Source organism: Vibrio sp. 10N.222.51.C5 (genome assembly GCF_041474575.1).
GTDB classification, from domain to species: domain Bacteria; phylum Pseudomonadota; class Gammaproteobacteria; order Enterobacterales; family Vibrionaceae; genus Vibrio; species Vibrio crassostreae_C.
The window spans coordinates 33,778-55,957 of sequence record NZ_JBFRUJ010000047.1; the positions used below are offsets into that span (position 1 = coordinate 33,778).

A 22,180-nucleotide genomic window follows, 5' to 3' on the forward strand; every position below is an offset into this window, starting at 1 on the left:
TTAGGCATTTTTTAATGTACTTATGTGACTCTCACCTCACACAAATACATGTCAATTTTGTTTATGCACCAGTGTCTCTCTCACCTTACATTGGTACATATCATTTCTCTCAATCCCTTTAACGGCGCCTTAATTAGAAGCTTTAATAAAAAATGCGCTTTTTTTCATATTCTTTTCAACAACAAAGGAAAGTGTGATCGGGCTTCAATTAATAGGGCGACATTCGCTAAAGTTGCCCCATTATTTAAGTTAATGAGCGTAGTGTTGAATATAAAGTCAGAAGAGATCCCTGATATCTCGTTCTACTCGATTCTGGGGTGACGAAAGACTGCTTCGATGTAGTAAGCGAGGAAACCATCATTTCCCAATTCCCGTCACTCCCTACAGTGAGGAGCGAGCGTGATAGGGAATCTCGCTTTCCAATCAACGACCAACACCAAAACTCCCCCCTTCTCCAAATTGCAGGCAATAAAAAACCCAGCCGAAGCTGGGTCTGTTTAGCGCTCATCTCTCACCACGAGCTAATTTGTGGAAGCCTAACGTTAACGCCTCTGATCAACACATATAGTCAACGTGACCTTTCAATCGATTAACCTAGTAGGCTAAGTGCCGAGTTCGGAGCTTGCTTCGCTTGAGCAAGAATCGAGCTTGAAGCTTGAGAAAGGATCTGAGACTTAGTCATCTGAGTCGTTTCTTTCGCGAAATCGGTATCTTTAATACGGCTCTTAGATGCGTTAACGTTCTCGTTAATGTTGTCTAAGTTGCTGATAGCGTGGTCGAAACGGTTTTGGAAAGCACCTAGCTCAGCACGGTGGCTATCTACATACTTAAGTGCCGCATCGATAATAGCTACAGACTCTTGTGCGCCGCCAACTGATGTTACATCGATAGTATCAACCGTTACGTCTTTGCCAGGTTGCATGCCTAGTTCGCCAGCAAGGCTGCCAGAGAATGCCACTTCGCCTTCAACTTTGTTGTTACCAGTAAACATTTGTAGCTTACCGTCTTCAGTTACAGACGCTTTAACAGAGTCTTGTTGACCGTTGATGTACGTTGCTAGCTCTTCGATGTCGTCACCCGCTTTTGCGCTGATGTCGATTTCTTGTGCTTGACCGAAGTTATCAGTGAACGACATTTTTAGGTCGTTAGAGCCTGCTTGAACGTTCCAATCTTTATCTTTCGCGTTCTCAGTTTGGTAGCTCTTACCACCCATCTGAGCGTTATCAGAGCGCATGTCTTTCAGTTGAAGCATTACCGCTTCACCGTTGTCCGCACCGATTTGGAATGATTTAGTACCATGAGTACCGTTAAGCAGCTTGTTACCACCAAAAGACGTTGTTTCCGCGATACGGTTTAGTTCGTCGTTCAGTGCTGTTACTTCTTCTTGAATCGCTACACGCTCAGATTTTGAGTTTGAGCCGTTTGAAGATTGTAGAGACAAATCACGCATACGTTGCAGGATGTTAGTTGTCTCGTTCATTGCACCTTCAGCAGTTTGTGCAATTGAGATACCGTCGTTCGCGTTACGTACAGCAACATCAAGGCCGCGGCTCTGAACGTTCAAACGGTTCGAGATTTGTAGGCCCGCAGCGTCATCTTTTGCGCTGTTGATTTTTGAGCCTGAAGCTAGACGCTCCATTGATGTTTGTTGTGCGCTGTTTGCGTTGTTTAGGTAACGTTGCGCTGTCATCGCTGAAACGTTTGTATTTACATTCACTGCCATGGTGATTTCTCCAATTGATTTTCCGGTATAGCGGTTTCCGACGTCTCGGAAAACCAAGTAGTTCTCTCAAAGTTACTTTTAATAACGGCGCGAAAATCAGAAGCTTTAGAAAAACTTTCAAAAAACCACAAAAAAATTATTAATTTAATACTTATCAACAACTTAATTTTCATCATTTTCTAATACAGCGATAGATTTCAATTGGAAAAAGATCTTAGCCTGTTCGAAAAATGTACGAATCGCAGTCTAAATGGCTCAAGGTGGAGAAATGATCAATCGCCAAAGATCTCTGGCTTAGGCAGATCTTGTGTAATAGATGACATTATTTGTCGTGAAGAAGAACCGTCAAATAGAGATTTGAGAAAGGTAGAGCGAGAAAATTCGTAGGAAAGTAAATAGCAAAAACAAGAAATACAGAAAGGAAAAAGCCCCTTTTCCTTTGAGAGAACCGGGGCTAGTTGGCGCGTCAGAGCCTGTGTGGAGATCATCGAGAAATGAACACATTTCCGACTTGCCGTTGCATTCTTACTGTAAAAATGGATAGCAGGTGAGAGATGAGAGAGCTAAACACTCAATAGTAAGTATGCTTGCCAGTTTCCCTTGCTGCATGGCTCACGTCTGAACACGAGCAGCAAGTTCAACCAATAACTATTGCAATAGTGACATCGCAGAGTTAGGCAACTGTTTTGCTTGAGCAAGTATTGAAGTACCTGCTTGTTGCAGAATTTGTGATTTGGTCATTTGCGTCGTCTCTTTCGCAAAGTCCGTATCTTTGATTCGGCTGTTTGAAGCGTCTACGTTCTCTTGTACGTTTGCCAAGTTATTAATACTGTGGCTTAGACGGTTCTGTTTTGCACCCAAATCAGCACGCTGTGAATCCACGTACTTCATTGCAGAATCAATCACGCTGATTGCGTTCTGTGAACCCGCAACGCTGGTTAAGCTAACATCTTGAACAGAGGTTGCACGGCCTTCACTCTTAATACCTAGCTCAGACGCTAGACCACCAGAGATAGACATTGCACCTTCAAGGTCAGGTTCAGCAACGAACAGTTGAATGCGACCATCATCAGTAACCGATGCGTTCACGAGATCAGACTGACCATTAATGTAAGTCGCAAGCTCTTCAATATCATCGCCCGCTTTGGTGTTGATATCTAAAACGATGTCTTCACCCGCTTTGGTTCTGAATTCGAACTTAAGATCGCGAGCTTGTGCAGGCACTTCCCAGCTCTTGTCTTTGCCGTTTTCAGAATCAAACGTTGTACCACCCATGCGGAAGTCATCGGCACGAATGCTCGTCAGAGCCATGATCATCGCTTCACCAGAATTAGAACCAATCTGGAACGATGCTTCACCAAATGAACCGTTCAATAGACGACGGCCACCAAAAGACGTTGTCTCCGCGATACGGTTAAGCTCATCTTGAAGTGCCATAGACTCTTCGTTCAGTGCCGTACGCTCCGCAGGAGAGTTAGTGCCGTTTGATGATTGAATCGCTAGGTCACGCATACGTTGTAATACGTTGGTTGATTCGTTCATCGCGCCTTCTGCGGTTTGAGCAATTGAAATACCGTCATTGGCATTACGCATTGCTACATCAAGACCACGAGATTGAGCTGTCAAGCGGTTCGAGATTTGCAAACCCGCTGCATCATCTTTTGCGCTGTTGATCTTGTGACCCGATGACAAACGCTCCATAGAAGTCGCTAAGTCATTAGATGCTTTGTTCAGGTAACGCTGTGCTGTCATAGCAGATACGTTGGTGCTTACATTGATAGCCATTTTGCTCTCCTTATGAGTTCGCAAAGTTTCTGCGAAGCGGCCAGCTTTACTCTCATATGGATAAGCACTGACCGTGTATTACTCGATAAACCCTATACAAGGTTTAAGATCTGTATTAATCATTTATAACCAACACAGATACAAGTTGTATGCCAAGTTTAATATCATATAAATAATTTTTTAATTATCTAAAAATCAGGAGCTTACAAACAACACTGCGCAATTATGATTTTCTACTATTAGAAGGTGAAAAACATTCACCTTCCTTATTGCCGTTTTTTGCCGCTATTTTAGAAACATCATACTTCGTACAAAAAAGCGGCAAACTGTGACGTTATTCGCACGTATGGCATAGCACATACGGCAAGGAATCAACGCCATGGTGATCGACAAATCACCATTAAATACCGATTGATCATTAAATATAGTTAAACAAGGTCAGGTCTTTGGTTTTGCCAAACGCTTGCTGAGAAGCTTGTAGTGCTCGAGAGTTTTCATTGAACTCAATGATCGCTTTCGAGTAATCCAAGTCTTCAAAGTTGCTTTTTGCTTTCGCTAAAGACAACTTAAAATCTTCATGTTGCTGCTCTTGAATATCCAGCGTACTTAAACGTGCACCAACATCGGTTCTTGCCTTGGTTAAATGAATAAACGCGGCATGGAACTCTTCAGTTACTTGGTGCAGTTTCGCTGTTGCTGATGCATCCGATACCGGGTTTTCAGCCTGCTCAGCAGCTTCTTTAAACGTATCAAAGATAGAGAAAATCTCTCGTGGTTCTAAGGTGATCGAATCACCTTTAGTGATTTGGCCTTTGATTTGAATATTCAGCCCTTCATAAACAATGCCTGTCGAAGGATCAAAATCTTCTGCCGCAACCACTGCGCCGTCTTTTTCAAGCTGATAAGCGAAATTGCCCGTCTGCATGTCGACAAACGTCACTTTATAAGTAGACCCATCTTCATCGCTGTTGGTCGCACGCCCGAGCAATAACTCAGACGCAGGTTCAAGCTCGTACTGAGGTTCGTAGTCACCGAACGGGTTGTCTATTTCCATAAACATCTTGCTGCCCGGATCATTCATTGCCATTTCAAAGCTGCTTGCCACACGCATCTTGCGTTGGTAGTCATCACCTTGATATGTCACATTCCCTTCGTTATCTCGAAAGAAAGGCTGATTTTTCGGCTTAGTGCCTGCAAACGTGTAGTTACCCGACTCATCTTGAGAGTTGGCTAAATGCAGGAAGTTATTCGCCAGTTCTTGAATTTCACGCTTCTTAGCTAAACGGTCTTCCGGAGAAAGCGCACCGTTGATCATTTCCATCACGGTTCGTTTTGCTTCATCAGCAAAGCCTTCAGTGTTAGAAACCAATACTTCATGATGCTCAAGACGGTTTCTGACTAGAGTAATCGCATCGACATACTGTTTAAGCTGTTCTGACTGCTGACCAATGTTCTGTAAATAGTGCGTCGCTAATGGGTCATCACTTGGCGACTGTAACTTCTTACCCGAAGCAAGTTGTGCTTGGTTGTGATGCACCTTGTTCTCTTGACGGCGCAAGTCGTTTTGTACTGACTGATAATTATGGAAGCTAGAGATACGATTCAACATTTATACCTTCCTATCTCAGAGCCAAAATAGTGTTAAACGTATCGTTGGCTGCTTGCATGATACGTGAAGAAGCCATATACGCTTGCTGAAATTTCATCATGTTTGCCGCTTCTTCATCGAGGTTTACTCCCGAGATAGAAGCAATACGTTCTTGAGCCGACTGTTTTTCTAATGTCGCAATATCACTCAGGCGATTTGCCGTTGAAGACTTCAAGCCTGTATTAGTATTCAAGTTGTGGTAAAGGTCTAAAATCGTAGACTCACCATCATTCAACAGCTTTCCTGTTTGAAGATCTTGTAGCTTACGCAGGTTACCGTTGTCACCTTCTGATGGGACAAGGTTTGCCGTAAACTTATCATTTGCCACCGCACCGGGTGTGAGCTCAAACGTTGTACCGTTGATGGTCACTGGCCCTTGTGGCGGATACGGTTGAGGCTGCATTAAAATGTTACCCTTCGGATCCGTCACAGCAAACTGCTCACCTTTTGGTGAGACAATCACTTCAAACTCACGCAGTTGACCTGCTTCTAGGATTTTAAATCCCGCTGTACCCTTGGCAAACGTGGTCGATGCCTCATAACTTTGCGCAGCAATGTCTTTCGGGTCTTTGGTTTCCATATGAATCTGCGCAGCAAAATTACGCGTTGGACGCAGTAACAGTTTCTCTCCTAGTTCAGGAGGGTTACGTACTTCCACTCGCATGCCATCAAGATAAAAAGCACTACCGCTAGAGTCGGTCGCCATCTTAACGGTCTCACCGTTCGGCTTAGTCACGACATAATCACTGCCATCGTATTTCAGTCCATACTCACCGCCTTTTAAGGCAGAAGTATCATCAATGTATACCGCAACATCGGCTTTCGATTGCCCGCTAGCCGTGACACGAGATTTTGCCACCAGCTCTGAGTTCACGTCGGTAAACAAGTCCTTACCTACGTTGCCGTTAAGATCCAAACCTTGTTCTTGAAGACTATTGACCTCATATGAAAACGCGGTCGCCAAACGACCAAGCTCATCCATGATTGCTGGGATATGTTCGTCACGCATGTCTAGCATGGCGCCGATTTTTCCGTCGATATCACTGCTGGTGATCGGTTTTAAAGACTTACCTTCAACAATCGCTAGGCGGCGCTGATGTGCATCGGGTAAGCCATCAACCATCTTCAGCTGACTCGCTTCACTACCAGAGACCAAGGTATGGCCATTACCAATATGGACATTAAACCCTTCGGCATTTGAGCGTGGTGTCACCGTAACTTTGGTGTAACCAGAAAGCTCATTAATCAACTTTTCATGCTGATCTCGTAGGTCATTATGAGGGCCAGGAGTTCGCATCATTAAACGCTGAACATCACGGATCTCGTACGCAAGTTGATTAACTCGCTCGATACCCATATCTAGTTTTTTATTCGTAGAATCAGACTGTTGACGAACCGTTTCATGGAATTCATTTAACGTCTTGCTGAGTAGTCCAGCCTTTTCTAGTACAACTTTTCGAGCACCTACATCATTCGGTGTATCGGCTAATGTTTTAACCGAATCAAACCATTCATTAAGGTTTTCTGGAATCTTCTTCGAAGCAACCGATGACAGCATACTCGACAGCATATCGAGGTTCGCTTCTGTGTCGCCTTTATTGGCGGCATTGGTTGTCGATAAGTTAAGTTCGTTGACGGCAAATTGGTCCCAAGAGCGGCGAACATTTTCCACATGCACACCCATACCGTAGCTTTGGCCACCGTACTGACGCGGGTCATTCACACCTTGAATCACAGATTGGCGGCTATAACCCTCTGTGTTGGCGTTAGAAATGTTATGACCTGTGGTGTTTAGCTGTCTCTGAGCAGTAAGAACACTTTGTGCCCCTACATTCAGAAGATCCGACGCCATAATGCCCCCAAAAAACTTAACAAAATCAGGATAAACTGATTAACTACTAGTTTAAAAAGCAATATATGTGCCAATAGGGATAGCAGAGAGCTAAAAGACAATAATTTATTGAAGTGTAAGGAGATAACTAAGGGTTTCGCAGCAAACTTTGAGGTGGCAGATAAGAAAAGAGCCTGCCAATGGCAAGCTCCCGAGTACATTCAATAACGCTAGTTCATCTCGTCAATCTTGGCTTTCACTCGCAAGACCTTGTCTGCATAGTTAGGGTCGGTTGCGTAACCTGCTTGGTGAATACCTTTGATGAAATTCTCTGAGTTGCCTTGATGCTGCAATGCCGTTTCGTATCTTGGGTTTTCGTTCAAGAACTTCACATAGTCGTTAAAGCTATCTTCAAAGTTTGAGTAAGAACGGAAAGATGCGGACTCTTTAACCGCAGTTTTACCATGGAACTCAAGCGTCTGCGTAGCAACCTTATCACCCTTCCAACTTCTGTCTGCTTTGATGTTGAATAGGTTGTTACTGTTGCCCAAAGAGTTCTTAATCATTTTAGAACCCCAACCCGTTTCAAGAGCTGCTTGTGCCAATAGTAGAGACGAGTCCACACCAAGCGCACTTGCCGCTTTTTCAGCGTAAGGCTTCATTGAAGTCACAAACGATTCTGGAGAATCAAAGGATACTGGCTGTTTTGCTGCTGACATATCTGTTGCTGACATAGCTTGCGCTGATTGAACGTCTGACGCTCGCTCTTCCGAACGGCCTGAGTATTGTGGTCTTTGCAATGAAGCATCAAAGCCTTCACTGCGAACCTTCTCTTCAGAGGCATCGCTTGCTTGGCCTGCGCTTAGCTGAGCTACGATCATATCCGCAAGACCTAACGAACCTGAAGCGCTCAACTCACTTGCCATTTGGTCATCTTGCATCTGACGATAGAACTGCTCATTCTGGCTGTTCAACATATCCGACTTAAAGCTCGAGTTCGCATCGCGCATCGACTTAAACAACATCGAGGTAAAAATCGATTCAAACTGTTTTGCCGCAGCGGTTAATGCTTCTTTCTCGCTGCCTTCTTCACCGTTTACCGCTTGTTGACGAAGACGGTCTAAACTACCGATGTCGTGAATAAAGCCGATGTCATTGTTATTCTTAATCATGCTTTATTCCTTAGATAATGATCAATTGGCCTTCAATCGCACCCGCTTGTTTCAGTGCTTGAAGGATTGCCATTAAATCAGAAGGTGCAGCGCCCACTTCATTGACTGCGCGTACCAAATCGTCCAGCGTTAGGCCAGGTTCAAATTTGAACATCTTACCATCGCCTTCCGTGATTTCGATATCAGAATCAGGGACCACTACCGTTTGGCCACCAGAGAATGCATTCGGTTGGCTTACGTTTAGATTTTCTTTAATTGCAACCGTCATACCACCGTGGGTGACCGCCGCCGCTTTTAGGCGAACGTGCTTACCAACCACAATCGTACCTGTACGAGAGTTGACGATGATTTTTGCAGAGCCTTCAGCAGGGTCGAACTCGATGTTTTCGATAGCCGACAAGAATGCTACACGCTGGCTGATTTCACGCGGTGCACGAACTTTTACTGAAGTTGCGTCTACCGCTGAAGCCATTTGTGGGCCTAGGAAATTATTAACCGCATCAGCCATACGCTGAGCCGTTGTGAAATCTGATTGGATTAGGTTGAAGGTGATGTAGTCACCACGACCGAATGGCGTTGGGATCTCTTGTTCAACCGTCGCACCGCTAGAGATGATACCAACGTTAGGGTTGTTACCGACAATCTTAGAACCGTCGTTACCTTGTGCACTAAAGCCACTTACCACCAAGTTACCCTGCGCGACCGCATACACTTGACCGTCTAGACCTTTCAAGAAGGTCTGTAGCAAGGTACCACCACGAAGGCTTTTTGCTGAACCGATAGAAGAAACGGTTACGTCAACTTCTTGGCCTTGCTTAGAGAATGCTGGCAGTTCAGCAGTCACAATAACAGCCGCGACGTTTTTGGTTTTTGGCTTAGTGCCGGGCGGCAATTGGATGCCAAAATTTTGCAGCATTGCGTTAAATGTTTGATCGGTAAAGGGAGTTGTCTCACCAGTACCCGGCAAGCCCGTGACCAAACCATAACCTACAAGTTGGTTACTACGAACACCCGCCACTTTTGCCACGTCTTTGATTCGCGCAGCATGGGCACTGGTGGCAAGAAATAGCATGCCGAATAGTACGAGTGTCAGTTTTTTCATTGAGTAACCTGTCTGTATTGCTTTAATTTATAATAGCTTAGCTAAATGTGGCTCAGTGATAGAGGCTGTCAGTATGTCGTCGTCCTATCAAGCTCTACAGAGATACATTAAAGAATCGTGCCAAGAATCCAGGCTCTTGCATATCTTTCTGCACGCCCGTGCCCGAGTACTGAATTCGTGCGTTAGAAACACGGTTTGAAGCGATGGTATTTTCAAAATCAATATCATCAGGACGGATGGTGCCGCTTAGGCGGATATACTCATCGCCTGTGTTCAGTGTCATCCACTTCTCACCACGAACCACTAGGTTGCCATTGGCTAATACTTCGATCACTTCTACGGTGATATAGCCGCTGATGCTGTTACTTTGGTTGGCTGATGCATCACCAGCGAAGGTATTGGTGTTGCTCAGATCGTAAGAGAAGTTGTACTTATCGATCGTCAGCTCTTGACCACCAACAGCCAGTGGCTCCATCGATGCATCATTCGACTTAGACATGTCTGCGTTGGCTTTTTTGGTCGCTCGAGTATTCTCATCTAGCGCTACAGTGATGATGTCACCAATACCACGAGGCTTTGAGTCGTCATACATGCTGCCAATGTGGTTCACATTAAACAGTGAGCCCGTTGCCGCTGCATAATGCTCTGGCTTCTGCTTGGGGTTGATTGGCGCCCATGCAGGGTCACCAGCAATTGGATCGGTTCGCCCACGAAGCGTGTCGATAATTCCTGAACTTTCTTCTGCCGACTTATCGCCTTCAACCGCATCAACCACTGTGGTCGCGTTCTCTTGTGCTGGCGTCTCAATTGGATCCAGTACTGTACAACCAGTCATCGAAGCTAACAGGGCTAAACAAAAAATACGTTTCATGGCGATATACTCTCAGCAGGCAGTGGTAAATGGGTCAATTAGCAAAAACAGATAGATTAATTAAAAAAGTAAACGGCGAATAAACCAATTACAGCTGTTGGTTAACAAAGCTCATCATCTTGTCTACTGACGAGATAACTTTCGAATTCATTTCGTATACACGCTGAGCTTCAATCATGTTTACCAGCTCTTCGGTTACGTTTACGTTCGATGTTTCTAGCATCGATTGGCGGATGTTACCCAGGCCATCAAAACCCGGTACACCCTCTTGTGGGTCGCCACTCGCGCCAGTTGGCAAGTAAAGGTTTTGACCTACTGGCTCTAGACCACCTGGGTTTACAAAGTCAGTAATGGTAATTTGACCAACCACGACGTTGTTTTGCTCGCCACGTAGACGAACCGATACTTCACCGTCGTTACCAACCGTTACCGAGATCGCGTCTTCAGGAATCACAATTTCTGGTTGTAGAGGATAACCTTGGCCCGACGTTACGATCGCGCCTTCACCGTTCAGTGTGAACTGACCATTGCGGCTGTAACCTGTTTCACCGTCTGGCATTTCAACTTGGAAGAATCCGTCGCCTTCAATCATCATGTCTAGGCTGTTAGATGTCGTTTGTGCGTTACCGTGAGTGTGCACTTTTTGAGTCGCGACGACCTTAGAACCGGCACCCAGCATCAAACCACTTGGCAGCTCAGTATTCTGAGACGATTGACCACCCGGTTGATTAATATTCTGGTAGAACAGATCTTCAAATACCGCGCGGCTCTTTTTAAAACCAATGGTTGAGGCGTTGGCAAGGTTGTTCGAAATCGTTGAGATATTGGTTTGTTGGGCGTCTAAACCCGTTTTACTTACCCATAATGCTGGATGCATAGCAATGTCCTTTAAATTCTATTAGCTCATACGAAGCAGTGAATCAGACGACTTGTCCATTTCCTCTGCTGTGCTCATCATTTTGACCTGCATTTCAAACTGACGTTGTAAGTCAATTAGGCTGGTCATTTCACCTACGGCATTTACGTTACTGCCTTCGATAGCACCTTTTAGCAACGTTACCGCTGCATCTGCTTCGTATGCCTGATCTGGGTTTTTCGAACGGAATAGACCATTCGTGTCTTTAAACAAACTTTGGTTGTCTGGACGTACAAGCTTAATACGATCAACCACGGCCAATTCTTCAGCTGGAGCGCCTTGAGGAATCACCGAAATCGTACCGTCTGTACCAATTTCTACTTTGCTGATTGGGATTGGCAGCGTGATTGGTGCATCGTTTTCACCAAGCACTAAGTGACCGCTTGCGTTGGTTAGTAAACCGTTTTGGTCAACCCTTAGGTTACCGTTACGTGTTAAACCTTCACGGCCAGTATTGTCCATCACTGAAATCCAACCATCACCTTGAATGGTAACGTCTAGATCTCGGCCAGTAGTAACCACACTACCCTGAGCGAAATTATGACCCGGACGCTCTGTCATGCTGAAAACACGAGTAGGCATGCCTTCGCCATACGCTTGCATTGAACGTGCCTGTGCTAAATCAGCACGGAAACCCGTTGTACTTACGTTGGCAAGGTTGTTTGCACGTAGCTGCAAAGCTTGCATATTTTGCTTAGCGCCACTCATGGCAAGAAACAGTGCGCGATCCATAATTTTGCTCCAAAAATCATCTTCTGGGGCTAATAAAGCAAACACTGTGCCAATATTTTTAACTGTTATTTATCAATAATTTAAATAGAAAACGAACAAGAAGGGTGATCATCAAAGGATCATTGAGGAAGAATTGTTGCCAGTGGCATTACCGGGCGGCAATAGGGGCGGCAAATAAAAAGACAAACAACAATACCCAATTCAATAACATTGAATTGGGTATTCGCAGATGATTCAAACGCTTTAAACGATTAACGAATCTGAAGAATATTCTGTTGTAGCTGGTTGTGTACTTCTAGAGAACGCGAGTTCGCCTGGAAGTTACGTTGAGCAGAAATCAAATCAACCAGTTCTTGAGTCATATCGATGTTCGATTGCTCTAGCGAGCCGTTGTTGATGCTACCAAATGAACCTTTGTTCGATTCACCCCAGATCTTGTCACCAGAGTCGTTGGTAGAATCCCATTGAGTACCGCCTTTCTTATCCAGACCTTGCTCATTTGGTACACGAACCAAGCCTACACGGCCAAGCATCACGTTTTCACCATTTGAATAAGTACCTAGAACACTGCCGTACTCATCGAAATCGATTTTTGTTAAGAAACCTGTTGTCGCGCCATCTTCATCAAACTTAGTCAATTCAAACGGAGCGGCAAACTGAGTTGACGAATCTAGACCAAACTTAAGCACTTGAGTTGGATCAGCACCGTTCAAGTCAATTGGGTTCGCGCCAGCACCCAGTGGTTCCGAGTTAATCGGCTGACCATTGTTTAGGCTTGCTAACGTACCGTCATTGTTGAACTTCATTGTGTGACCAACATGACCTTGTGCATTCGTCGCATCACCACCAGTAATGTTGACCGGCTTTTCACCGTTCTCATCTGACATGGTGTAGTACGTTTGCCAAGTGTTTGGTTGAGTCTGATCTTTGAGGTAGTAAGTCGTTAACTTGTAAGACTGACCCATAGAATCGTATACCGTCGAAGACGTTGCACGGTTATAAGTATCAGCATCTTTGAAGTTAAATGCAGCCGGGTCTTTAAGATCACCGTTTGCAGGAAGGTTAACCCCTACTTCAATGTTTTCTGTCTGTTTTGGCTTACCAAACTCAGCAGGAATGTCGAGAGGCTTTGGCGCGTAAGAAAGAACTTCACCCGAGTTTGGATCAACATCGTAACCTAAAAGAAACTCATCGTTAGCGGTAACCATGTAGTTGTCTTTGTTTAGGTGAAATGCACCATTACGCGTTAATTCGTTAATCTCTGGCACCATGCGGTCTTTCGATACTGCAAAGAAACCTGTACCACTTACACGTAAGTCCATTGGGTTGTTCGTATAAATACTTGAACCTTCGTGGAACTGTTGCGCCACTTGGCTAGCTTGCGCACCGCCACCTGCCGTCGTTTTTGCGTTAGTGAACAACGAGCTTGAGTAAACATCACCAAACTCGGCACGAGACTCTTTAAAGCCAAATGTGTTCGCGTTCGCAATGTTGTTACTGGTTGTATTCAGGTCTAATTGTGCAGCGGATAGGCCGCTTAAAGCTACATATGACATTCCATTATTCTCCTAATCTATCTAGCTAGCATAGTCACTCAATAAAGAGCTACGCTTTACCAACTTCTAGTACTTCAGCAAGTCGTACTGGCGATGTGAAACCAGCCAGATTGAGTAGTACGTTGCCATCGCCCTTACCAAGAAGCACACTGTTCACGTTCGCATAACTGGAAACTTGGAACTCTGTGTTCTCGCCATCCAGCAAACCCGACGCTTTCACGTTGTATTTACCGGCCGGCAATGGGTTACCGTCTTCGTCTTTTCCGTCCCATTCAACACGTGTATCACCAGATGGTTTAGAGCCGATATCAAATGTGCGAACCAATTGGCCAACTTCGTTCTCAACACGGACCATTACATTGTCCATTGCCTGAGGAAGCTTAACCATTGCCGCCATACCGCCATCACCGGGTTTTACACCTGCCGCACCAGGAACCAATACATCACGCCCAACTAAAGAGGAGGCCTGAAGAGCTTGGTTAGAGGTCATTGATGAATTCAAGCTTTCAAACTGTGTATTCATTTTGCCAATGCCATCTACGGTCGCAAATGAAGCCATTTGCGCAATCATCTGGTCATTGCTAACCGGCTTGAAAGGGTCTTGTTGTGCTAGTTGCTTAGTCAACAAAGATAAGAAGTCTTCTTGTTTAAGATCCTGCTTACCTGTTGTTTCGTCGGGCTTTTTAGCGCCATCTTGAAGACTCTTCAGCTGGTCAACATAGGACAAGCCGCTTTGACCAACATTGTTGTTGATTCCAGCCATGTGCTACCTCCTTATCCTTATTGACCCATCTGCAGCGTACGCAGCAGCATTTGTTTACTCGAGTCAGCAACCTGTACGTTTGTTTGGTACGCACGTGATGCCGAAATCATGTTTGCCATTTCTTCCATAACGTTGACATTAGGCTTGTAGATATAGCCTTCGTTGTTCGCTAATGGGTGATCCGGGTTGTACTCCGCGCTTAGCGGCTTATCGCTTTCCACAATACCTAATACTTTCACAGGCACAGTGTGACCACTGTTGCGTGCTTTATTTAACTCAGCGCCGAACACTGCGTGACGAGCCTTGTAAGTTTCTTCAGCAGAACTACTTACACTGTCCGCGTTCGCAAGGTTGCTCGAGGTCGTATTTAGACGAACAGATTCAGCACTCATCGCAGAACCAGTCACATTGAATACATTGAATAAACTCATCTAATTATTCCCCTTTAATCGCTTTAGTTAAATTCTTGAACTTACTTCCTAAGAAGTCGAGAGAGGCTTGATGCCTAATTTGGTTTTGCATGAAAAGGTTTCTTTCCAAATCCAAATCAACCGTGTTGCCATCTCCTGTATCAGGTTGGGTAGGAATGCGATACTTCGTTTCCCCGTTCACCGTTGTTGAGGCAGAAATGTGCCGACCATCTGTACGGCTAAGACCAATGCTTGCCCCAGAACTTGCCGCTTGCAGTGATTTCTTAAAGTCTAATCCCTTTGCTTTATACCCAGGCGTGTTTGCTTGCGCGATATTGGTGGAAAGCACCTCAGCGTTACGCTCACGTACACCAACTGTGTGCTGGTGAATGCCCAAAGCATTGTCAAAAGAAATAGCCATGTAAACCTCAACTCAAGAACTGACTGTTATGAAATAACCAAAGCAATATATATACCAACTTTTGAAACAAGGCGGTCTATCAATGCTTTTACAGGTTACTCGTGGGTAAACTTGCAATAAACAAGCCAAAAAATAGAGTAAATTGGAATGTCACTCTGACTTAAAGATATAGCTTAAGCAGGAAAAAGAAAACCCAGCACTTGGCTGGGTTTTAAATTTAGACGGTAACCTTACACCTAATATCGGTGCCGCTCGTTACTTTAATTTGTAGATGATGCCTGGATTACAGCGAACCATTTCAAAACGATCGGTTAAGCCTGTTAACGATTCAGACGCGCCCAATAGTAAGTACCCACCAGGGTTCAGGCTATTTGCCATCTGGTTAAGTACCTTTGACTTCATATCAGGCGAGAAGTAAATCAGCACGTTACGACAGAAAATAATGTCGAACTTGCCTAACAATGCATAGCTGTCCATCAGGTTCTGAGGGCGGAAGTTCACCATGCGCTTGACGTTATCTTTCACTTTCATACGGCCATCGCCCGCATCTTCAAAGAAAGTACGACGGCGCTCTGGAGAAAGTCCACGTCCCAATGCAAGGTTGTCATAAGCGCCAGTACGGCACATATCCAACATACTTGCTGAGATGTCAGTTGCGGTAATCGATACATTTGGCAGCATACCTGGCTTACGAGCTTGAGTTTCAAGAATCGTCATTGCCATTGAGTATGCTTCTTGGCCTGAAGAGCTTGCCGCAGACCAAATCTTAATAGGACGTTTATTTGCCGCTATTTCCGGTAGAAGCTTATCCGCAAGCACAGCAAACGGGTAAGTATCACGGAACCAAAGTGTCTCGTTCGTCGTCATGGCATCGACAGCAGCCACACGCAGCTCACGGTTTCGACCTGTTACTACATCTCTCAACAAATCAGACAAAGAAGCTAACTTAAACTTCGTTACTAATGGGCTTAGACGACTGCGCACTAAATACTGCTTGCTGTCACCTAATACAATGCCACATTGAGATTCTAAGAAACGGCTGAAATCGCGATACTCTTGATCACTTATTGTTATAGCAGTCATTAATGTCTCTTTTAGTTAGTTAACGCAGCTTTTACAGCTGCACCAAGCTCATCTGGGTTGAATTTAGCGATGAAGGAGTTAGCTCCAACACGCTCAACCATCGCTTGGTTAAATACACCACTCAACGATGAGTGTAAAATTACGTATAAATCTTTAAGTTCGGCGTGACGACGAATCTCAGCAGTCAGCGTATATCCATCCATTTCTGGCATTTCGATATCAGAAATCACCAATGAAATCTGATCGTAAATACTGCCTTCTGATGACATCTGTATCAGCTTCTCGTAGGCTTCTTTACCATCCTTCACCGAGATAACTTCAAAACCAATCGACTCAATAGCACGTTGAACCTGCTTACGAGCAACGGTCGAGTCATCAGCAATCAAGATGCGGCGAACCAGTTCTTTCTCTTGTTCTACTTTCGCAATATCTTCAGCAATCTTGCTGTCCATTGTTTCATCAACAGGAGAAATTTCTGCAAGGATCTTCTCAACATCAAGAATTTCTACCAATTCATTATCAATGTTGGTTACCGCTGTCAGGTAGTTAGCTCTACCTGCGCCATCTGGCGGCGGAAGAATCGATTCCCAGTGCATGTTAATAATGCGCTCAACTGAACTTACCAAGAAACCTTGAATGGTTCGGTTAAACTCAGAGATAACCACAAAACACTTTTCAATATCCGTTGTAGGACGGCCACCAATCGCTAAGCTCAAGTCGATCACAGAGATCGTTTGGCCACGAATGTGTGCTACACCTTTAACCAGTGGGTTCAAGTTTGGCATCTTTGTCAGCTTAGGGCATTGCAGCACTTCTTTTACTTTAAAGACATTAATGCCGTAACGCTGACGCCCCATTAGGCGAAAGGTTAGTAATTCTAATCGGTTTTGACCGACGAGTTGCGTACGCTGATTCACCGAATCAAGAATACCCGTCATGAGCTCATCTCCATATCAAACTTTTTTGTATAAAAAGTGTTAGTCTACTGCAGGCTACGAACCACCAGAGAAACGGAATGACGTATTATAAAACAAATTTGCCACCTCTTTCCATAGCAATGTGTAGAGCTACTTTTAAAACTGTCGCTAAGTTTATCGGCATTTTATCAATATTGTTTAGTTTTTTTGTACAAGCTGCGACCCCAGAACAAATTGAGATGATTCAGTCTGCAGCGGAGCAACATATCCTTGATACAGTTGAGCAGCCACAAGGTGGCGAACTCTTTGTTAATTCAGCAAATGTTGACTCAAGAATCAAAGCGACAGACTGCCCAGTGCCTTTAGAGACCAGCGCTTCAACAACCACCAATACCCGCAGCAGTATTACGGTTTTAGTGCAATGTGTTCCTGATGAGTGGCGAGTTTATGTACCGGTGCGCCTTTCGATGTCGGTGCCTCTTGTCACCACCACTCGCTCACTCGCGAGAGGCGAAATCGTCGGTCAATACGATGTCACCACCGCTATGATTTCTCTTAACAAGTTTCGTCGCCAAGGTTTCACAGCTCCACATCAGGTCATCGGCGCTAAGGTAAAAAAGAACCTAAGACCGGGCGATGTTGTAGAAAGAGGTGATATCTGTGTCGTGTGCCGAAACGAGAAGGTTATCATACAGGCAGTAAAAGGTGGCATGACCATTACCACCAAAGGAACTGCGCTTACCGATGGCTCTATGGGTGATCAAGTAAGAGTGAAAAATGATAAATCACAGCGTATAATTGAAGGGATTGTTACCAGCATGTCTGAAGTCACGGTTTACTTTTAACTCTTTACTTCTAAATTGACGGTATCGTTAGCGATTTCACCCTCAACTCTAACGCCAAATATAACGGCTGCGGTGTTTTGTCCCTTTTCGACTATTGAGCTAAAAATTGCTAAAGTATTCGAACCCTTGGTCGATATTGACTGTACAGGTTCCCATTTTTGAAGAAAAAGGCTTAACTATGGCAGGCATTGATAATATTCGTTCAGGGCAAACCCTAACGACCACTAACCGATCAGCAGTACGCTCTGATTCTAGTTCTGAGGCATCACGTTCTGATGTATCAACTAAATCACCAGCAAGCAAAGATGCGGTTTCACTGAGCCAACAAGGCAAAGCGATTGGTCAGCTCCACCAAGATATGGCAGCACAGCCAAGCTTTGATTCTGTGAAAGTAGCAGCGATCAAAGAAGCAATTGCGAATGGTTCATACACTGTCGATCCAGAGAAACTGGCTGACAACATGATCAAGTTCGAAGATGAATTAAAAGGCCTTTAAGAAAACACTAACTTTTCATTGAAGTTATTGTCTTAAAGTACACGAGGTTATGAATAGGTTTACGTTATGGCGGCACTAGCAGATTTAGTTAATTTTCAACTTCAAAATGCCAAAGCCTTATCTGAATTACTAAGTTCAGAGAAAACCGCTATTACGAGCCGACAATCAAACGATATTGAGCGAATCGCCAAAGAAAAAGTAGTCCTTGTTGAACAATTAAGATCAACCGATCAGCGAATCGCGACCCATACCAATATCTCAGAACTGACCGAGAATCCTGAACTTGCTCAGTTAGTCACAAAGATCCAGTCGATAGTGCACGATTGCCAGCAAGCGAACCTTGTTAATGGCGAAGCCTTGAATCGAGCACACCTTAGCTTCAAAAAACTCAGCAATATGATGCAGCAAAGCCACGGTAAAATTGGCATGACCTACAATGCCGGTGGTCAAACGCATACTATTTCCACGCTGGGAACCAACCTAAAAGCCTAGTTAAGCTACCTCTTCAACAACACTCCTACTTAAGTCTGTATCTCAGGCTATTTCTGTCGTTGTTCTTTATCAAAATTTCTAATCAGCCTTTGAACACCCTGACAAAATCGATAAACAAAAAAGCGGCAAGTATTTTCATACTTGCCGCTTTTACATCCATATTAGTTATTGGTTGCCGATATGCCATCTGGAAAGCGAGTAGCAACCAATATCACTGAATATTCAATTCGAACACCGAAATTAGAACAGTGTTTGTTGTCTCTTCTCAGGTACTGCCTGAACTTCACCGTAGTTACGTAGCTGATCCATCTTGCGAATATCCAACTGAAGCTCTGTTACGTAGCTATCACCCACAGGGTAACTGCGCACCACTTCTGCGCCACGGATAACACCATCAACCGCACCTGACGTACGCTCTGTACCAAGCCGTTGATCTTCAAGTTCTGCTCGACCGCTTACTCGCATGCCGTAAACCTGTTCAGCAAGCTCACGATAAGCATCGATCTTAGAGGCTCTCATCGCGCGGATACGTCTCTCTTCGTCGTTACGACCTTTCTGCTCACTGATACTCGCATAGCCAACAGCCACTAAGAAATCATCAGGTCTCATGCTCTGCAATGGCTGACAGCCAACAAGCAATAAAGCGGCAACAACAAACATTAACTTCTTCATCTCGAACTCCTAAGGGCGAAGAATAACAGTATAAGGCTGACTGATCGTTGGATCGGAACGAATGATCACGCCATCTTGAGTTCGAATACTGTTGAGAGTATCTAGGTCACGGCCAATACGGTCTGCAGGTAAGAAGCCTTGTGCCGTCGCCACTACAATTCGAGTTTGCATGCCAACAACGCGAGCATTTACTAGTACACCGCCTTCTTGGCGAAGCATGGTGCCTGTCAGTACATACTGTACGTCTTGCTCTTGAGCTAAGTCTTTCCAATCGCGGCTCAACGCAAAGTCACCTTGGTGAGTCACTTGGATAGAGCCAGTAGTTTTAAAATCAACTACCTTGAAGCCACGACGCTGAAACTGATGAATGAAGCCTTCTGATACCGAGTTGCCTAGCCAGTTCGTTGTGTCCATGTGCTGCAGGTCCACAAACGAAGTAATTGCTATTGGCGTTCTCGCTGAAATACTTGTATTCGAAATGATCAAATCTTCAGTCATACTTTCCACAAAAAAATCCATGGTATGACGAGGGCTGTCCATCAACATAAACTGACTGCCTGAATATTCAGACTTGCCGTTATAGATCGGCGAATAAGCGCATGATGTCAGTAACATGACACTCATTACTACGAGCCATTTTTTCATTCTCTAATCTCCAGATAGTTTTAGTGCCACCTGTTCCAATATGTTCTCACCATTATTCTTTTCAATGGATTACAATGTTGGAACAGTCTTTGCTTTTCATTAATGGTTCAGATTAAGAAAAACGCACTTAAGTCAGCTTCAAGCTTATAGTTATTTGTTAAGCAATATTTATACCCAACTGGTAACGAATAGATGAAAAAAATAATTTCTTACTTATTTTCAATAAGTTCACTGATAACCATAAGCTTCAGTGCTCATGCCTCTTGGTATGAGGTTACCGGTACCGCAGCCATCGTATCGTCAGAGGAAACGGCAAGGGTCCATGCTCTGGAAGACGCGGTATATAAAGCGATCCAGTTCTCAGGTGCTGATATTGGTAGTATCTCCAACCTCACGCCGTACCTCGACGCAAACAAGAAAGAGTTTCAATTTACCAATCATGAAGTGCGCTACATCTTGGTAGAGAAAGAGAAAAAACGCAGTGGCAATATAATGATCACCGCAAGGATCGATATCTATCCTTCGGCAAATGCTTGCCATGAGAGCCAATACAAGAAGACATTTTTAGTCGGCAACATTGATGTGACCTCCCCTCAGCAAGCTGTAATGGGCAGAATCTATAACATTGGTGATGATTTTGGCCATGTCGTGGACCGACAGCTGGCGCAAGAGTCTCGCAGCTTTGTTTCCGTTGGCACGACCAATTACGATATCGACAAGCGTCGACCAGAGGTGATCAAGATGATCGCCCAAGACACTGGCGCACAATACATCATTGGTGGCGACATTACCGATTTAACCGCGACCATCGAGTCCAAGCTTTTGAAAGACGACATCATCAATCGTCAGTTTGCGTTAGAGATGCAAGTCTTCGATGGTAAAACAGGACATCAGGTTTACAACCGTAGCTATCGTGAAGTGGCAAAGTGGCCATTTGCTAAGACCAGTGAAGTGGACACCCGCAGTGCTCGTTTCTGGGCATCAACCTACGGCAGTATGATGCTGCGTGTTAGCCGCAATATTATGTTGGACTTGGAATCGGAAGTGTCATGTAAGATCACCCTTCCAGAGGTGGCAGCGGTATTTGGTAACACTGTGACCATTGATTTAGGTCGAATGCATGGCGTACAACAAGGTGACAAGTTGCAACTGTGGCACACAGGTTCGTTTATCGACCAACGCGGTTTGCCACGCAACAAGGTTTCTCAAAGCGACATCACCCTAACGGTTTCTCGCGTTTACGAAAACGAAGCGGAACTCACGATTGATCAGCCAAGCCTTGCGGGAAGCATTCAAATTGGTGATGTGATGCAGAAAATCATGTAGTTAGCGACACTCTCGTCTCAGAGTTTCTAATAAAGCCTTAGCAAAGATGCTAAGGCTTTATTTTTTTCATGGGTATTAGTTTCGGTTTTGCAGTATTTGGCGTAATCTTATTGATAACATAATCATCACTTAGCAAACTATGAGTCAGAATAATCTAATTGGTGCTACCGGTTACCGCTTTATCTCGAAAGGTAAAACCGCTTTTAAGATCCACATCCATACTCCCGAAGATACGGTGCTGCATCGGTCGGTCGGTTTTGTTCGTATGGGTGAAGACAAAGCACTAAAGAAAACCATTAAATTAAGAGATGAACTGGGCAGACAGCTTTGGGGTAAATTTTGGCCCAAAGTCCTCAAAGAGCCCTACCTAATGACGCGCCTGCCTCATAGTTTAGAACCCAAAATTGTATTCAAGCCAAATCCAACTCAGAGTGATCCTGAGCACCGCGACGAGTGCTACATCGCTAAGTGGCGCGTCTTCTCTGAGAATGGTGACTACAAGTACAAAACCAAGGTATGTTCAATCAGAAAGCACGGCCGACTTGCAGCTTATAGCCAAACCAAACGTGCGCTGCTTGATGCTCACAAAGACGTAATTGATCTACTTATATTTATGGGACGATTGAACAGCATCGACTTAAAATAGGCTTAAATCCGATTAAGCTGACCGCCCATATTTTTCAGATACAAAAACAGCCGCACATTGCGGCTGTTTTTAATTTATGACGATCCATCGTGGCAATTTAGAGTATTGCTACATACAAAATCGATTAC

22 protein-coding genes are annotated in these 22,180 nt (G+C 44.5%); 5 read left to right on the top strand and 17 right to left on the bottom strand.

The annotated features are described in order from the left end of the window. Positions 1-589: 589 nt before the first annotated feature. The 15 genes from AB4558_RS15300 to AB4558_RS15370 form a co-directional block, all read right to left on the bottom strand. Positions 590-1,723, bottom strand: a complete 1,134-nt coding sequence (locus tag AB4558_RS15300) for a flagellin (protein ID WP_048616124.1) — start codon at positions 1,721-1,723, stop codon at positions 590-592. 648 nt (positions 1,724-2,371) lie between these two features. Further along, the gene (locus AB4558_RS15305) at positions 2,372-3,508 is read right to left on the bottom strand and encodes a flagellin (RefSeq protein ID WP_086774084.1); all 1,137 of its coding nucleotides are present in this window, start codon (positions 3,506-3,508) and stop codon (positions 2,372-2,374) included. A 418-nt stretch (positions 3,509-3,926) separates the two neighbouring features. Further along, entirely contained in the window at positions 3,927-5,117 is a 1,191-nt protein-coding gene (gene flgL / locus AB4558_RS15310) for a flagellar hook-associated protein FlgL (protein ID WP_372158907.1), read from the bottom strand. A gap of 10 nt (positions 5,118-5,127) precedes the next feature. Further along, positions 5,128-7,008 (bottom strand): flagellar hook-associated protein FlgK, encoded by a 1,881-nt coding sequence (flgK, locus tag AB4558_RS15315; protein WP_081231153.1) that lies wholly within the window; start codon positions 7,006-7,008, stop codon positions 5,128-5,130. A gap of 209 nt (positions 7,009-7,217) precedes the next feature. After that, the gene (gene flgJ / locus AB4558_RS15320) at positions 7,218-8,159 is read right to left on the bottom strand and encodes a flagellar assembly peptidoglycan hydrolase FlgJ (RefSeq protein ID WP_059021215.1); all 942 of its coding nucleotides are present in this window, start codon (positions 8,157-8,159) and stop codon (positions 7,218-7,220) included. 10 nt (positions 8,160-8,169) lie between these two features. Beyond that, on the bottom strand, positions 8,170-9,261 hold the full coding sequence (locus AB4558_RS15325) for a flagellar basal body P-ring protein FlgI (protein ID WP_017062257.1): 1,092 nt from the start codon (positions 9,259-9,261) through the stop codon (positions 8,170-8,172). 94 nt (positions 9,262-9,355) lie between these two features. Continuing rightward, positions 9,356-10,132, bottom strand: a complete 777-nt coding sequence (gene flgH / locus AB4558_RS15330; protein WP_017062258.1) for a flagellar basal body L-ring protein FlgH — start codon at positions 10,130-10,132, stop codon at positions 9,356-9,358. 88 nt (positions 10,133-10,220) lie between these two features. Continuing rightward, the gene (flgG, locus tag AB4558_RS15335) at positions 10,221-11,009 is read right to left on the bottom strand and encodes a flagellar basal-body rod protein FlgG (RefSeq protein WP_017062259.1); all 789 of its coding nucleotides are present in this window, start codon (positions 11,007-11,009) and stop codon (positions 10,221-10,223) included. 21 nt (positions 11,010-11,030) lie between these two features. Next, a complete protein-coding gene (gene flgF / locus AB4558_RS15340; RefSeq protein WP_017056855.1) occupies positions 11,031-11,780 on the bottom strand; it encodes a flagellar basal-body rod protein FlgF in 750 nt (249 codons plus the stop codon). Between the two features lie 251 nt (positions 11,781-12,031). Next, the gene (gene flgE, locus AB4558_RS15345; RefSeq protein WP_017062260.1) at positions 12,032-13,336 is read right to left on the bottom strand and encodes a flagellar hook protein FlgE; all 1,305 of its coding nucleotides are present in this window, start codon (positions 13,334-13,336) and stop codon (positions 12,032-12,034) included. A gap of 49 nt (positions 13,337-13,385) precedes the next feature. Continuing rightward, positions 13,386-14,099, bottom strand: coding sequence for a flagellar hook assembly protein FlgD (gene flgD, locus AB4558_RS15350; RefSeq protein WP_010439286.1), 714 nt, complete (start codon positions 14,097-14,099; stop codon positions 13,386-13,388). Between the two features lie 17 nt (positions 14,100-14,116). After that, positions 14,117-14,530, bottom strand: coding sequence for a flagellar basal body rod protein FlgC (gene flgC, locus AB4558_RS15355; protein WP_004736176.1), 414 nt, complete (start codon positions 14,528-14,530; stop codon positions 14,117-14,119). 4 nt (positions 14,531-14,534) lie between these two features. Next, on the bottom strand, positions 14,535-14,930 hold the full coding sequence (flgB, locus tag AB4558_RS15360; protein ID WP_004736175.1) for a flagellar basal body rod protein FlgB: 396 nt from the start codon (positions 14,928-14,930) through the stop codon (positions 14,535-14,537). Positions 14,931-15,185: 255 nt separating this feature from the next. Then, the gene (locus AB4558_RS15365; protein WP_004736174.1) at positions 15,186-16,013 is read right to left on the bottom strand and encodes a protein-glutamate O-methyltransferase; all 828 of its coding nucleotides are present in this window, start codon (positions 16,011-16,013) and stop codon (positions 15,186-15,188) included. Between the two features lie 11 nt (positions 16,014-16,024). Further along, positions 16,025-16,951, bottom strand: coding sequence for a chemotaxis protein CheV (locus AB4558_RS15370; RefSeq protein ID WP_017066180.1), 927 nt, complete (start codon positions 16,949-16,951; stop codon positions 16,025-16,027). 77 nt (positions 16,952-17,028) lie between these two features. On the opposite strand from AB4558_RS15370, the gene flgA reads away from it, so the two are divergent. The 3 genes from flgA to AB4558_RS15385 all read left to right on the top strand — a co-directional run bounded on the left by flgA (position 17,029) and on the right by AB4558_RS15385 (position 18,763). Further along, complete coding sequence (flgA, locus tag AB4558_RS15375) at positions 17,029-17,775, top strand: flagellar basal body P-ring formation chaperone FlgA (protein WP_017064135.1); 747 nt, start codon at positions 17,029-17,031, stop codon at positions 17,773-17,775. A 178-nt stretch (positions 17,776-17,953) separates the two neighbouring features. Further along, a complete protein-coding gene (flgM, locus tag AB4558_RS15380) occupies positions 17,954-18,271 on the top strand; it encodes a flagellar biosynthesis anti-sigma factor FlgM (RefSeq protein ID WP_017062263.1) in 318 nt (105 codons plus the stop codon). Between the two features lie 66 nt (positions 18,272-18,337). Further along, positions 18,338-18,763, top strand: a complete 426-nt coding sequence (locus AB4558_RS15385; RefSeq protein WP_372075045.1) for a flagella synthesis protein FlgN — start codon at positions 18,338-18,340, stop codon at positions 18,761-18,763. 240 nt (positions 18,764-19,003) lie between these two features. On the opposite strand, the gene flgP is transcribed toward AB4558_RS15385, so the two are convergent. Together flgP and AB4558_RS15395 are read right to left on the bottom strand one after the other, a co-directional pair. Then, positions 19,004-19,435 (bottom strand): flagellar assembly lipoprotein FlgP, encoded by a 432-nt coding sequence (gene flgP, locus AB4558_RS15390; protein ID WP_016791311.1) that lies wholly within the window; start codon positions 19,433-19,435, stop codon positions 19,004-19,006. 9 nt (positions 19,436-19,444) lie between these two features. Then, on the bottom strand, positions 19,445-20,080 hold the full coding sequence (locus AB4558_RS15395) for a FlgO family outer membrane protein (RefSeq protein WP_017064137.1): 636 nt from the start codon (positions 20,078-20,080) through the stop codon (positions 19,445-19,447). A gap of 192 nt (positions 20,081-20,272) precedes the next feature. Here AB4558_RS15395 and AB4558_RS15400 point away from each other — a divergent pair, with 192 nt between their 5' ends. Beyond that, a complete protein-coding gene (locus AB4558_RS15400) occupies positions 20,273-21,406 on the top strand; it encodes a flagellar assembly protein FlgT (protein WP_017064138.1) in 1,134 nt (377 codons plus the stop codon). Between the two features lie 139 nt (positions 21,407-21,545). Next, complete coding sequence (locus tag AB4558_RS15405) at positions 21,546-22,052, top strand: hypothetical protein (RefSeq protein ID WP_017062268.1); 507 nt, start codon at positions 21,546-21,548, stop codon at positions 22,050-22,052. Positions 22,053-22,180: the final 128 nt, after the last annotated feature.